Origin of the sequence: Fibrobacter sp. UWB16, from assembly GCF_900215325.1 — a bacterium.
Lineage (GTDB): Bacteria > Fibrobacterota > Fibrobacteria > Fibrobacterales > Fibrobacteraceae > Fibrobacter.
Genome location: NZ_OCMS01000002.1, coordinates 618,630 through 631,897, shown reverse-complemented (window position 1 = coordinate 631,897; position 13,268 = coordinate 618,630). Strand labels below are relative to the sequence as shown.

Genomic DNA, 13,268 nt, shown 5'->3' with positions numbered 1-13,268 from the left:
CTCATCGGTGATGATATGGGTGGTTTTGCATGACCATCTGGACGCGGTAGAGCTGTTCTACCGTAATAATCCTGGCGTGGTCGTGGGTAAAAGTCAATGGAGAAAGGCTCAAGAGCAAGTCGGCGGACTTTTTCAAGTTCTCGTCGATGCCGTACGCGGAGCCAATCAAAAACACAATATTTCCCGTAAAGCGGGCCTGTAACGTATCGGCGAGCTTAACCGTCGTCATGAGCTTGCCCTCTTCGGAGAGGATCACTCGGCGGAACTCGTTACGCGGGAATTTTTTCTCGAAAAGAGCGGCTTCCTGAGCAAGCGCCTGGGCGTGGTCGTCAATTTTCGATTCCTTGAGCTCCACCACTTCCAGTGGCATCGCGGAACCGCGCAAACGCTTCACATACTTTTCCACCTCGTCCGCAATGAACGGGGAACCAGCCTTACCAAACACCGCCAACACCCACTTCATCTAACGCCCCACCGATAGTCGGTCAATCAAAAACGAGGGCATCCCCTGCTTTTTCATGCGGTTCTGCGTCTCACGAATGTCGTATTCCACTCGAATGAGCCGCACGCACTTGGTCTCGGTATCGAGCAGACACCAGCAGGCTCTCGGGTCGCGGTCGCGGGGCTGCCCCACACTGCCGACGTTCACCAGCAAGCGTTCGGTATTCGCAATCACGTACTCGTACTCGTCCAGAATCTTCGGGATCGCCAAGGGGCGGCTAGCAATGATGACCGGGCTATGCGTATGCCCCACAAAGCAGTAGCGCTCCGAGAAATGGTCAAAAGCGTTCAGCGCATCCTCGAGATCGGTCACATAGACCCAATCTGCCGGAGACAAGGGCGACGCATGCACAAAGCAGATATCGTTTTCTTCCTGGATGTACGGGAGCGAGCGGATATACGTCACGGACTCCTTAGAGAGGTTCTTCTGGGTCCATTCAATCGCCTGCTTCGCGTACGGGTTGAACCCGGCGCTGGATTCGTACCGGACCGCCACGCTGTCGTGGTTCCCGATCAGGCACACATCCATGTTCTCTTTAACCAAATTGACGCACTCATCGGTATCGACGCCATATCCCACAATATCACCAAGGCATACTCTCCGTTCCACGCCATTTTCGCGCATGGACTGGAGCACAGCCTCGAAAGCGGTGGCATTGGAATGGATATCTGAACAAATACCGTAAAGCATGTCCGTAATTTAGAAAAACAATTTAATATAAGTGGCGAAATTGACCAATTTTACTACATTTACGCCCGTATGGTAGTCATTCAAGACAAGATGAAGGTGAGCATAGCCTACACCCTCAGAGAAGGCAAGCGAATTCTTGAAGAAGTTCCCGCCTCCCAGCCGTTCGTGTACATCCACGGATACAACAATATCATTCCCGGACTCGAAGACGCATTGACGGGGCGTCGTCTGGGCGAAAAGTTTACGGTGAGCATTCCGGCAAATCTCGGTTATGGCGAATACCGCAAGGACCTTATCCTCACAGTCCCGAAAGAAGAACTCCGCGACGTCGGAGAGCTCTGGCTCGGCATGGAACTCGAAATGTACCAGGATAACGACATGCGCGAATTCCAGCTGCCGGACACCGCCGAGGAATTTGTAAACGACTTGAACCTGGATGGCGATGACGACCAGTGCGACGGCATTTACACCATCAAGGAAATTCTCGAAGACACCGTGATTGTGGACGGAAACCACCCGTTTGCAGGCAAGGATTTGATTTTTAACGTCGAAGTTGTAGACATCGTCGAAGCAAGTTTCACCGAACAGGAGTCCGGCTTCCCGGATGAAGACGAATTTAACGATGGATACGATAACTACGACAGTTACGACAATCGCATGGGCGACGACAATTTTGACTCAAACGAAAGGAGATGGCGCTAATGGCATCGATGGATGAACTCAAGAAGGCTGCAGGCGTTCGTGCCGCAGACATGATCAAGGATGGAATGATTGTCGGTCTCGGCACAGGCAGCACGGCAGCTCACATGGTGAACCGCCTTGCCGAACGCATCAAGACCGAAGGCATCCACGTGACGGGCGTTTCGACCAGCTGGAGCACCACACTCCAATGCCGTAGCCTCGGCATCCCGCTCAAGGAAATGGGCGAAGTGAGCCACCTCGACATGGTGATTGACGGTGCAGACGAAATTGACCCGAACCGCAACCTAATCAAGGGACGCGGAGCCGCTCACCTCCTCGAAAAGATTGTCGCCTCCATGACGGATAACTACGTGATTATCGCAGACTCCGGCAAGGCCGTGCAGCTGCTCGGCACCAAGTTCGCAGTCCCTCTTGAAATCATCCCGGGAGCTATCGCCGTCGTGACAGAACGCGTGAAAAAGCTCGGTGGCGAAGTCAAGGTCCGTATGGGCGCTCCTGGCAAGGACGGTCCGGTGATTAGCGATTCAGGCAACCTCATCGCCGATGCGAAGTTCGCCCCCATCGCAGACCCGGACAAGCTCGCCCGTGATCTGGAACACATCGTGGGTATCGTCGGACACGGCCTGTTCATCAACATGGCAACGAAGGTCATCCTCGCTGACGAAGCCAAGGGCTTGATCGAATTCTAGTCATTGGTCATTAGTCAATAGTTATTAGAATTGTCATCCTCGACCAAGCGTAGCGCGGGAGGGGATCCAGTGAATTGTCACCCCGGATTTATTCCGGGGTCTTCTTTTTTTTACTTGAGTTTACACGACGGAAAAAGTATATTGTCGAGAACTCTGGTGTAATTGCCCCCTCGTATGAAATTTGCAAAGATATTCGTGCCCTGTTTGTTGCTCGCGCTCGTAGCAATAGTCTCATTGGTGGACGTCTATAACTTTGGCGAAAGCAATCCGCTGATTCCAAAACAGGTCAAGTTCAAGCGCCCCTTAAAAGAATACCAAATCGAGGGCATGCAAGTTCTTGAGATGGCGGCCGCAGACGAAACCAAGCCCGTCATTCTCTACCTCCACGGCGGTGGCTACAGGCAAGGCTTTCAACTTTTCCATTGGAAAATGCTAGCCGATCTCTCCAAAGCAACTGGTTGCGGCTTGGTGATGCCGGACTACCCCCTTTTGCCGGAACATACGGCGCTCGAAGCCCATACACTCGTATTAAAGCTCTACAGCGAACTCTTGAAACGCTTCCCCGCAAGCAAAATCATCATCATGGGAGACAGTGCCGGTGGCGGATTCTCGCTTGCGCTCGCCGAAGAAATCCTAGAGCAATCGCTCCCCTCGCCCATGCACCTCATCCTGATTTCACCGTGGGTCGACATCACTGGCGGCGATGAATCCATAGCAGAATACGACAACTGGCTTCATATCGACGAACTACATCAATTTGGTCTATCTTGGGCTAACGGCATGGATGCACACGATCCAATGGTATCGCCACTCTACGGCAACATGCAGGGGCTCCCGCCCACCGACATTTTCGTCGGCACCTGGGAAGTATTCTATCCCGACATCGTCAATTGCGGTGAAAAAATGAAGTCTGCAGGCGTATCCGTCACGCTCCACGTCGGAGAAGAACTGGGACACGTGTTCCCCCTCTACCCCGCCCCCGAAGGCGAGGAAGCCCGCCAGACGATTGCGGACATTGTCAAGAGCAGCACCGAAAGAACGACGGCGCTCTCCCTGACAAGCCTTATGCAATAACTATATTTATTGCATAAACTAAAGAAGGAAAAAACAATGGAAACAGAATCCAAATTACAGCCCAAAGTGCAACCCAAAATACAGCTTCCCAAAAAGAATTACACAAAAGCAATCATTGTCGCGGTCATCGTTGTTATCGCTCTTATTTTGCTCAAATGTAATATCGGTTACAATAGCGCAACGCAGCTTCTTGTGAAGCAGTCTCCGTTTGGTACCCTCTCCTGCATCGACCACGCCGGTTTCTACTTCAAGGGTTTTGCAAGCATCTACTCTTACGACAGAACCAAGGACTTCTACTTCAACTCCTCTACCGATAAGGTAAAGGGCGAAGGCTGGGAAGGCGGCGACGACGACGAGGACGATATTTCCGTTACCTTGTCCCGAAATGCAAACGCCGAAATCAGTGGCTACCTCAAATACCAGCTCCCCACGGACTGCGAAGACCTCGTGAAAATCCACCGCGAACAACGTTCCGACAAGAAACTCAAGCATGACCTTGTCCGTAACTCCGTGCTCTCCGCCGTTAGAAAGACCGCACCGCTCTTCACCGCCGAAGAAGCCAAGGTGACAAAGATTGCTGAATTCAGAAGAATCGCCGAAGACCAACTCACGGAAGGTGAATACCTCACCACAATCGAAGTGCTCACCGAAAAGGCCGGCGAAGACGATTACGATTCCGAAGGCAAAATCATCAAGAAAGCCGAAACGCAAGAATACAAGGTCACAAAGCTGAAACTCGATAAGAACGGCAACCGCATCTTGACAAAGCCCTCGGCACTCCGTCTTTACGGCATCAGAGTGGTGCAGTTCGAAATCCAGAACGTCCGCCTCGATCAGAAAGCTCAACAGCAGCTCGACATCGTGAAGGACCGCGAAATGAAGCGCGTCTCTAACGCAACGGCAGCAGAAACGGCAAAGCAGGCAGCCATCACCGCCGAAGCCGAAGGCAAGGCTCGCATTGCTCAGGCAAAAGCAGACCAGGAAGTGGAAAAAATCAAAGCTGTGACGCAGGCAGAAAAGGAACGCGATGTTGCCGTTCTCCAGGCGCAAAAAGAACAAGAAGTGGCACGCCTCGAAGCTTTGAGAGCTCTCGAAGTCGCTAAGAAAATCAAAGCCGAAAAAGAAGCAGAAGCAGCCGCCAACAGGGCTCTCGTCAGCGCCGGTTTGACTCCGCAAGAACGCGCCGAATGGGATTACAAGACCAAGGTCGGTGTTGCTGAAGCTCTCGCCAAGTCCGCACATCCGCTCGTCCCGGAAATCATGATGACCGGCGACTCCAAGGGCGGCGCAAGCACTGCCATGGACGCAGTAGGCTTGAACATGCTTATGGGACTTACTGAAAAGCTCTCGAAGTAAGTGCTGAAAAGGTTTAAAAAGCAAAGGTCCCGCCCAACGAGGCGGGATTTTTTGCCGCAGAAAGCTCTGCAAAATCACGCAATTTGCATTATTTTGCAGAGCATCAAATTCAATCTATTGCACTTTGCACTACATTTTTGTAAATTGAGTAATATAAAAAAGGAGCATTTTATGGCACAGGCAACAGTTTCCGCACGAATCGACAGCAAAGACAAAGAACGTTTTGACGAGTTCTGCAATAACGTAGGGCTGTCCACCTCTGCAGCCATCTACATGTTCATCAAGAACGTCATCAATGAGCATCGCATTCCCTTTGAAGTCCGTGAACCTTCTGCCCGTTACAACGCCAAAGCAAACGACATCGAAGCTCTTAAGAAAGGCATCGAGCAGCTTAACGCCGGGAAGGGTGTTGAACATGAACTCATTGAGGTTGACGACTAATGAAGAAAATTTGGTCCGATAAAGCTTGGGACGACTACCTCTATTGGCAAGCCCAAGATAAAAAAACGCTCAAAAGAGTTAACCAACTTGTAAAAGACATCGAGCGAAACCATTTCGAAGGCTTAGGCAAGCCTGAAGCATTGAAAGGAAACCTCAGCGGATTTTGGAGTCGACGAATTGACGATGGCAATCGGCTAATCTACAGAATTAATGGTGAATTTATCGACATTCTTTCTTGCAAAGGTCACTACGAAAACGTTTAGCATACAAAAAAAATCCCAGTCCGGTTGGACTGGGATTTTTTGCAAATTCTCGTGAGAATTAAGCTTCTTCGGAGAGTTCCGGAGCCTTCTTGATCACGTTGCGGCGGCCATAGCGGACCTTGGACGGATCAAAAGCGGTTTCTGCAGCAGCTTCTGCCGGGGCTTCAGCAACCGGAGCGACCGGGGCAGCTTCGACAGCCGGAGCGGCCGGAGTTTCAACCGGAATGCGCGGAGCGAGCGGGCGACGAGCTTCGGCGACCGGAGCTTCAGCAGCCGGTGCAATCGGAGCGGCCTGTTCTGCAGCAGCAACAGGAGCTTCAGCGTTAGCTTCACGATGCGGGCGTTCCGGGCGGCGTTCGCGGCGCGGGCCACGTTCCGGACGCTGTTGTTGTTCATTGCGATCACGCGTTGCAGGGGCATGAGCCTGAGCCTGCTGCTGATTGCGGTTGTCCTTATTATTGTTGTTCGGACGTTCCTTGTTCTGGCGATTTTCCTTATTGTTGCCACCACGCTGAGCCATTTCCTGTGCGCTGATCGGGCGACGGGCGGACGGCTTCAAGTTCATGTCCGGGGTGAGCTTCTTGAAAATCGGGGTACGAAGCATCGTGAGAAGCTTATTAACCTTAACAAGGATAACAATGCACAGAATCACTGCGAGGAGTGAAAGTGCGAGAGCGATTATTTCCATGTGGGCACCTCATAAAGTAAGGGTTGAACCACACGAGCAGGCTGGAAAATAACCTGCAGGCGGGGTGACTGGAATGTGTGGGTTAATTAAAGACCATCTTACTAGCGCCTCCTTGGAGACTTGACGGTCGCGGGGGCTTCACGTGGGAAGCAAAAATGGTTTTCGCCGTGGCGACAAACCGGGGCCAGTCACGAGCGCAAATTTAACAAATTTTTCTTGCAGAAATTCGGTTTATTGTAAGAAAATGAGAGAAAATTGTATGTTTTTTTGAGCACATGCGCCCAAAGGTTCTCTTATTTCATGTCCAGAGACTTGAGCGAGTGATCCACAGCCTTGTTGTGGGCGTTCAATGAATCCAAAGTAGCCTTGAGAACAAGGACTTGACGTGCCAGACGGGCATTTTCTTCGGTAAGAGTTGCAATTTTGTACTCAGCCTCCTGGTTGGAGCAGCCCGAGAATCCAAACATTGAAATGCAAACTAAAGACGACAAAATAAGGGATTTCTTGAACATATCGCAAAATTAGATTATTTTTTGAAGGAATTATGACAGTCGGACAAAAATGGTTGAAATTTAAACAGGATGGCTATTGCGGTTCTCTTACGATCCGTAGCCGTTCCGAGCAATCATTCGAGAGCGATCCGGGCTATAACGACAAGCACATCCACGAAGCCATCCTTGAGATGGATCCGGAATACACTTACGTGAAGGTCATCCACGAGGGTTACAAAGGTTCGCAGGACATACCTACCATTGGACTTGGGTTCGATGCAGCGCAAAACCAAGACACGCTTGACAACGCCATCCTCGAAGGGCTTGCCCACTTGCGCATTTTCCGTGAAGCCAATACCGGCGCCATTGTGCAATTCGGCTACAATTTAGACGAAGTGTAAATTCTATTTTTGCGGGTATGAACAATCCTGAACTTCTTTTGCCTGTCGGTACGCGCGACATGCTGGAATCCGCCATTAACAACGGGGCGGACGCGGTTTATTATGGTGTACCTCACTGGAACGCACGCGGTCGAACCGAAGATTTTTCATTTGAAGATGTCGAAGAAATGATCCGCTACGCAAGGCTTCGCGGCGTAAAGACGTACCTTGCGATGAACATCCTCATCTTCGAGCGCGAAATTCAGGAGTTGCCGGAATTTTTGGAACGCTTGATTGCGTTAAAGCCGGACGCGTTCATCATCCAGGACATCGGGCTCGCAAGGCTCATCAAGGCGATTAGCCCAGAACAGGAAATCCACGCGAGCACGCAAATGACGCTCGCGAGTTCCGAAGCCGTGAACTTGGTCAAGGACATCGGATTTTCAAGAGCGGTCTTGGCTCGCGAACTTTCGGCAAAACAAATTGCGCAAATCAAGAGCCTCACCGACTTGGAACTGGAAGTTTTCATCCACGGGGCGCTTTGCGTCTCGTACTCGGGGCAGTGCCTTACCAGCGAAAACTTTGGCGGACGCTCGGCAAACCGCGGGCAGTGCGCCCAAAGCTGCCGCCTTCCCTACCGCATTTTTGTGGACGGCAAGGAATGGAAGGACCCGAAGGCTCGCTACTTGTTCAGCACGCGAGACCTGTGTGCGCTTCCGAAGCTTGAAGAGCTCAAGGAAATCGGCGTGGAATCGCTCAAGGTCGAAGGGCGTTTGAAAAGCCCGGAATATGTGGCCGCCGTTTCGCACGCGTATCGCAAGGCATTGGAAATTCTGAGCGAGAAAGGTTATAAAGCAAATGCCGAGTGTGCGAATGGAAATGCCGCCGAGCTTACCGCACAGGACTTGGAACCGCTGGAAGTCCTGTTCTCCCGCGGGCTCAACACAGGTTGGCTCGATGGCGTAAATCACCAGGAACTCGTCGACGGATCGTTCTCGAACCACCATGGTGAATTTATCGGAACTGTCGTTCAAGTAGACCGCAACGGCGTGATTGTGGAACTTGAAGACAAGCCTGTTCCATGCACTTTATTGCCGGGCGACGGGATTTTATTTGAGGAATATAGGGCAGAGCCGGAACCGCGACAAACGGGAAGCCGACTGTACAAAGCGACGTTTGCTAGCCGCGCCGGGAAGTCGCAAGTCCGTTTGGAATTCGGCCGAGAATTCAACTTGCGCAAAGTCTCTTACGGCATGAAAGCATACCGCAACGACTCCCCCGCTCTCGAAAAAGAACTCCACAAGACTTTTACGGATAAGAGTTTCGCCAAGCACATTCCTGTTTGCATGACACTCGAAGGGAAAATTGGCGAACCACTGAAATTGACAATATCGGCATCAGATAACGAGACGCGCGCGGTCACCGTCGAAGGAGCCATCCTCGAAGCAGCCCGCAACGAAGTCGCTCCCGATGCACTCCAAGCCATCGCCAAGAAAGAACTTTCTGGATTGAGCGCGACCGCTTACGTTCTCGACAAGCTCGAAATCAAGTTGCCAGCAAACGCATTCCTCCCCGGCAAAGTCTTGCGAACGCTCCGTCAAGAAGCCGTTCAAGCCTTGGACGAAAAGCGCTTGCAGTGGAAAGAACTCGCCCCTTCTGCAGACAATGGTCGCGCATTCCTACACAGCGTCGCACGCAGTACAAGCATGGTCGCGGGCACTCCCGGCAGCACTACGAGCACTTCCAAGAATCGTCGCACGATAACCGTTCTCGTCCGCCGTCCCGAACAAATTGACGCATTGCAAGGCCTCGACATCGACAAAGTCGTCATGGATTTTGACTGGGGCGTGAAATACGACGAACCGCTCGAACACATCCACAAACTCGGCTTTGAAGCAGGCATCGCCACGCTCCGCATCCACAAGCCAAGCGAAAACCATTACATCAAACAAATTCTTACGCTCATGCCGGAATTTGCTCTGGTGCGTAACCTCGGTTCGCTCGCGCTCCTCAAGGATTCCGGAATCCCGATGGTCGGCGACTACAGCTTAAATGCCACTAACAGCGCAAGCTACGATTGGCTTTTGGCACAAGGACTTGAAAAATTGCACCCGTCGTGGGACCTCAACAGCACCCAGCTTTTTGACTTGCTCAAGAACATTGACGGAAGCAAGCTCGAACTCGCTCTGCACCAGTACATGCCCGCATTCCACTCGGAATACTGCGCCTTTGCACGCGCCCTCACGACCGGCCGCCGCTTCCCCGAATGCAAAAAGATTTGCACACAGCACAAAGTCGAAATTCTCGACCACAAGGGCGAACGCCACTTCTTGCAATCCGATGCCGAATGCCGCAACACGCTCTTTGTCGGCAAGCCGCAATCCGCCCTCAAGCTTTTGCCAAGGCTCATCGCACAAAACGTGAGCAGCTACCGTTTGGAACTCTTGGATGAAGAGCCCGAATCCGTCCGCCGCAAGATCGACATTTATACGCAAGCCATCCGCGGCAAGCTCGACATTGATACCGCCATTTCAAAAGCAGGCGTCGAAGAAAAGTACGGACTCTCCGAAGGTCAGCTGTTCAATCAAAGCGTCTGGCAAGACCGAAAGAAAGGTTGTGTTTAGAGATTAGTAGGAAGTAGACAGTAAATATTTTCTAAATGAATATACAATATTCATCAACATCGAAAAATTGCTGTGCGCTCTCATTTTATTCGCTTATTTTATCTCGCAAGTTTTTACTTGATTAACGCATTTTCCTGTTCGCGGAGTTTCTTATAGCCAGGGCTTTCGAGCGGGAGAATAGATGGGTCGAGTTTTAGGTGCTCGTAAGCGGAAGAATTCTTAAAATCTTTCAGAATTTTCAAAGAACGAACACGACCTTTTGTGGGTAAAGAAATTTCGTAGAAAGGACCATCAAAATATATTTCATCTTTCTTTTTTTCAAAATCAGAATCAAACATACATTCTTGGGGGTCTTTTTCAGAGCAAACTAATCTATGGTTGTAATACTCTCCAGAAAGAATTTGAATACTATCACCACCATAAAGAATCTTGAAAACCGAATCCTTAAGAGTCCATACGAGACGATGCTGGTTCAACATTCTTTTTATCAACAAATCATTAAAAGAATAAGAATTTATAGGTTTCTCCGGCTGACTGAAACACTCCACTATTATTTTTTCTTTTTTTTCATCATGAATCAATCTTCCAGCAAAGAAACCTTTAATGCCAGAAACATCTCGACATACAAATTTAACAGAAGAATCATTGGGAACAACTTTTTTATTCCATTTCACATTAACGCCATATCCTGTTGTACGGATTAAACCCCATTCTTCAAAATAATCTGTTTTCAATTTTTCAACAAAAAATTTTCGTTCATACAAATCGCCTTTGTAAGTATTAATTGGCAACAAACTGCACGAAGCCATTAAAAAAACAAAGAGCACAAAACAAAATATTTTCATCGACACTCCGGGAAAACAATCTTTTCGTCTATATTTTCCATAATTTTGAACACATTCGCATACACTGCAAAACGTTTTTCTTTCTTTTCCCAAAAGTCATTATATTTGACATAATAAAAATAACGTCGTTTCCCGTTTTTTTGTGAAAAGCCCATTATTACATAATCTAAATTTCGGTTATACGATTTTCCTGGCACAACATAGAGATGCATATCAATATGTAAAGAATCTAAATCAGCAAGCAGAAGTTCATCTGAAGGTATTTGCGTCTTACATTTTTCAACAAAAAAATTTTCTTTTAGCAATTGACTTCTTTTTTCCATGTATTTTTCAGGATGAAGCCACGGTAGCATATGTGTTTCAGGCAACTGATAAACATTCCATTCCCTTTCACGATTTTCATCACTTCTAACATACAGACGTTGAATTCCTAAACGTTCGTAAAAAATGAACAAACCATTTTGTTCAAATACAGTATTTCCAAATACTGCAGAAAAGTCGTTTTTACGGTATTCATTCGGAGCTACCATATTCTTTAATGAATAAAACGAATAAACAAGACTATCATTATAAGCCAAGACAGATGAACAGGCCAGCAACAAATAAACTATTAGATGTTTCATAATTCTGGGCAATCCTTTTCTGTTAAAACAAGCGACCAACCATCCCGTTTATATTTTTCATCCGAAAATTGTTTAGGGTTCGGAACTAAATTCCGCCAATCACACTTATCATCGAAAGGCTCGACAAGTTCCTTGACTAGAGAATCTACAGCACGCCATTCTCGAACAACTGGATCAACATCGAAGGAATCATCTAAACAAGTCGGACTGTCGAACTGTTTCATTCGAACACTTCGATCATCCATCACATAAACAATTGCAACTTTTATTTTATCTTCTCGATTACAGTAATTACTTAATTCTTCATATTTTTCTCTCATAAATGAAGCAAGTTGATCAAATACATCTTCATGAGAGAGAATTTTATCATAAAGGCATGTTTTTAGGAAATAATCCATATTCGCCTTCACATGTTTATCAATACAAGGAGTAAACCGTTCTATTTCAGAACGATACAAAAGCGGTTCTTTATATATCCACATTTTTTTCGATTCTTTGGGAATATAAGCATTTACAACAACACGTTCTCTAACATGTAAATATATCCCCGGTTCCATTTTTTCTAAAAAAGGGACCTCTATATAAGCTTTTGAATAATCAATTTTTCCCTTAAAAAAAGCCTGAGTATCTTCAGGCTTTAAAGAATTCACTTCATTTACAAAATAATCACACGATTCTGTCGCAAAAACAGAAAGTGAGACAAAGAATATGCTAAATAAAAATAATCTTAGTGGTAACCAATTCATCTTTAACATACCGCTAATAAATTCAAAAAAAACAGAAACCTAGTGATGCATTCTTTTTTCTTCATTTATTTCTTATCACGGATGCGGGCGTAGAGGGTTTCGGCTTTTTCGGTGTCGCCAGCGTTCGAGAAGATGTGGCCAACGTTTTCAGCACCGATGCGACCTTGAGAATTGCCTGCACGCCAAGCCTTCATGTAACATTCAAACGCTTCGTCGTAACGTTTTTGCGTAAAGTAAATCTGCCCTAAATCAAGATTCAAGTCCGCAATTCCTTTCTTGTGGCGGAGGCCTTCTTCGAGCGTGAAAATCGCCATCCACGGGGATTCATTCTTGACGTACATTTGAGCGAGATAACGGCGAGCGGAAACGTTTTCGGGATCCATCATGATGCCGTTTTCCATTTCATTGAGAGCGAGCCGCGTAGAATCCATGCTGCGGTAATAATACGAGAGCGTGTAATGTACGTCGGCGCCAGCGGTCGCTGTCATCTGGAGCGCATTTTTGAGCGTCTTCACCGCATATTCGTAATCGCCAAGCTTTTCATAGACTTCGGCAAGGCCGTACCAGGCATCCATGCGGTCCGGGTTTAGCGCCAGCGCACGTTCAAAATGCTTTTGGGCAAGCGTCCAGTCGCTGCCTTTCATATAACATTCCGCAAGGGCAAAATGGATGTGGTCCGTTTCCGTCCCAAGTTCAATGGCACGATTGTAGGCGACAATCGCATCGCTAGGAGATTCGGCGAGATAATAGAGGTCGCCGAGAAGCATCCAAGCCTTTACAAAGTCCGGAAGGAGTTCAACAGTGCGCTTGTAAGCAACCATCGCGACTTCTTTTTTGCCGAGTTGCACAAGGGCATTGCCCAAGTTGAACCACGCAAAAGGCTCGTAACGGCCATCGTCAATCGCAGCACGGTAATACTTCACCGATTCCTTGTAACGCCCCTGGTCGTAAAGTTCGTTCGCCTTGAAGAAGAAATCATCCGCAGCAAAAACATTCAACGGCAAAAACAGCAAGAAGCAAAGCACAGAAAGAAAGATGTGTTTCTTAATAAAAAACATTTCTTTCTGAGATAAACTTTTCATCACTACATTCGCGTCGGCCAAGGATGGGGAGGGTGCAGGGAGGGGCCCGTGCGGCCTTCGCAACTCCGAGCT

16 protein-coding genes are annotated in these 13,268 nt (G+C 48.4%); 8 read left to right on the top strand and 8 right to left on the bottom strand.

Annotation, left to right across the window (positions count from 1 at the left end; translation table 11 throughout):
- Window position 1: 1 nt before the first annotated feature.
- Both CRN95_RS08000 and CRN95_RS07995 read right to left on the bottom strand, forming a co-directional pair.
- Window positions 2-463, bottom strand: coding sequence for a 23S rRNA (pseudouridine(1915)-N(3))-methyltransferase RlmH (locus CRN95_RS08000; RefSeq protein WP_012819866.1), 462 nt, complete (start codon window positions 461-463; stop codon window positions 2-4).
- The gene (locus CRN95_RS07995) at window positions 464-1,192 is read right to left on the bottom strand and encodes a metallophosphoesterase (protein ID WP_012819867.1); all 729 of its coding nucleotides are present in this window, start codon (window positions 1,190-1,192) and stop codon (window positions 464-466) included.
- Between the two features lie 69 nt (window positions 1,193-1,261).
- Between CRN95_RS07995 and CRN95_RS07990 the strand changes: the two genes are divergently transcribed.
- The 6 genes from CRN95_RS07990 (at window position 1,262) to CRN95_RS07965 (ending at window position 5,717) form a co-directional block, all read left to right on the top strand.
- On the top strand, window positions 1,262-1,894 hold the full coding sequence (locus CRN95_RS07990) for a peptidylprolyl isomerase (protein ID WP_012819868.1): 633 nt from the start codon (window positions 1,262-1,264) through the stop codon (window positions 1,892-1,894).
- Complete coding sequence (gene rpiA / locus CRN95_RS07985) at window positions 1,894-2,583, top strand: ribose-5-phosphate isomerase RpiA (protein WP_235002948.1); 690 nt, start codon at window positions 1,894-1,896, stop codon at window positions 2,581-2,583. Before CRN95_RS07990 ends, rpiA begins: the two co-directional genes overlap by 1 nt.
- Window positions 2,584-2,820: 237 nt before the next feature.
- Window positions 2,821-3,657 carry an alpha/beta hydrolase fold domain-containing protein gene (locus CRN95_RS07980; protein ID WP_235002947.1) on the top strand — a complete coding sequence of 279 codons (837 nt, stop codon included), beginning with the start codon at window positions 2,821-2,823 and terminating at the stop codon, window positions 3,655-3,657.
- 36 nt (window positions 3,658-3,693) lie between these two features.
- Window positions 3,694-5,013 (top strand): SPFH domain-containing protein, encoded by a 1,320-nt coding sequence (locus CRN95_RS07975; RefSeq protein WP_088659043.1) that lies wholly within the window; start codon window positions 3,694-3,696, stop codon window positions 5,011-5,013.
- Window positions 5,014-5,184: 171 nt separating this feature from the next.
- On the top strand, window positions 5,185-5,454 hold the full coding sequence (locus CRN95_RS07970; protein WP_088629162.1) for a type II toxin-antitoxin system RelB/DinJ family antitoxin: 270 nt from the start codon (window positions 5,185-5,187) through the stop codon (window positions 5,452-5,454).
- Window positions 5,454-5,717 (top strand): Txe/YoeB family addiction module toxin, encoded by a 264-nt coding sequence (locus CRN95_RS07965; RefSeq protein ID WP_088629163.1) that lies wholly within the window; start codon window positions 5,454-5,456, stop codon window positions 5,715-5,717. The genes CRN95_RS07970 and CRN95_RS07965 overlap by 1 nt, the downstream gene beginning before the upstream one ends.
- A gap of 58 nt (window positions 5,718-5,775) precedes the next feature.
- On the opposite strand, the gene CRN95_RS07960 is transcribed toward CRN95_RS07965, so the two are convergent.
- Both CRN95_RS07960 and CRN95_RS07955 read right to left on the bottom strand, forming a co-directional pair.
- Window positions 5,776-6,405 (bottom strand): hypothetical protein, encoded by a 630-nt coding sequence (locus tag CRN95_RS07960; protein ID WP_097020564.1) that lies wholly within the window; start codon window positions 6,403-6,405, stop codon window positions 5,776-5,778.
- A 293-nt stretch (window positions 6,406-6,698) separates the two neighbouring features.
- Window positions 6,699-6,917: a hypothetical protein gene (locus CRN95_RS07955; RefSeq protein ID WP_012819879.1), complete on the bottom strand. Its 219-nt coding sequence runs from the start codon at window positions 6,915-6,917 to the stop codon at window positions 6,699-6,701.
- 32 nt (window positions 6,918-6,949) lie between these two features.
- Between CRN95_RS07955 and CRN95_RS07950 the strand changes: the two genes are divergently transcribed.
- Together CRN95_RS07950 and CRN95_RS07945 are read left to right on the top strand one after the other, a co-directional pair.
- Window positions 6,950-7,297, top strand: a complete 348-nt coding sequence (locus tag CRN95_RS07950; protein ID WP_097020563.1) for a hypothetical protein — start codon at window positions 6,950-6,952, stop codon at window positions 7,295-7,297.
- A 17-nt stretch (window positions 7,298-7,314) separates the two neighbouring features.
- Window positions 7,315-9,900 (top strand): U32 family peptidase, encoded by a 2,586-nt coding sequence (locus tag CRN95_RS07945; protein ID WP_097020562.1) that lies wholly within the window; start codon window positions 7,315-7,317, stop codon window positions 9,898-9,900.
- A gap of 113 nt (window positions 9,901-10,013) precedes the next feature.
- Here CRN95_RS07945 and CRN95_RS07940 read toward each other — a convergent pair whose 3' ends face one another.
- From CRN95_RS07940 to CRN95_RS07925, 4 genes are read right to left on the bottom strand one after another with little or no spacing between them, the layout of a single operon-like run.
- Window positions 10,014-10,745, bottom strand: coding sequence for a hypothetical protein (locus CRN95_RS07940; RefSeq protein WP_088629167.1), 732 nt, complete (start codon window positions 10,743-10,745; stop codon window positions 10,014-10,016).
- On the bottom strand, window positions 10,742-11,368 hold the full coding sequence (locus CRN95_RS07935) for a hypothetical protein (RefSeq protein ID WP_088629168.1): 627 nt from the start codon (window positions 11,366-11,368) through the stop codon (window positions 10,742-10,744). Before CRN95_RS07935 ends, CRN95_RS07940 begins: the two co-directional genes overlap by 4 nt.
- On the bottom strand, window positions 11,365-12,123 hold the full coding sequence (locus CRN95_RS07930) for a hypothetical protein (RefSeq protein WP_088629169.1): 759 nt from the start codon (window positions 12,121-12,123) through the stop codon (window positions 11,365-11,367). Before CRN95_RS07930 ends, CRN95_RS07935 begins: the two co-directional genes overlap by 4 nt.
- Before the next feature lie 56 nt (window positions 12,124-12,179).
- Window positions 12,180-13,139 carry a lipopolysaccharide assembly protein LapB gene (locus tag CRN95_RS07925; RefSeq protein WP_235002946.1) on the bottom strand — a complete coding sequence of 320 codons (960 nt, stop codon included), beginning with the start codon at window positions 13,137-13,139 and terminating at the stop codon, window positions 12,180-12,182.
- Window positions 13,140-13,268: the final 129 nt, after the last annotated feature.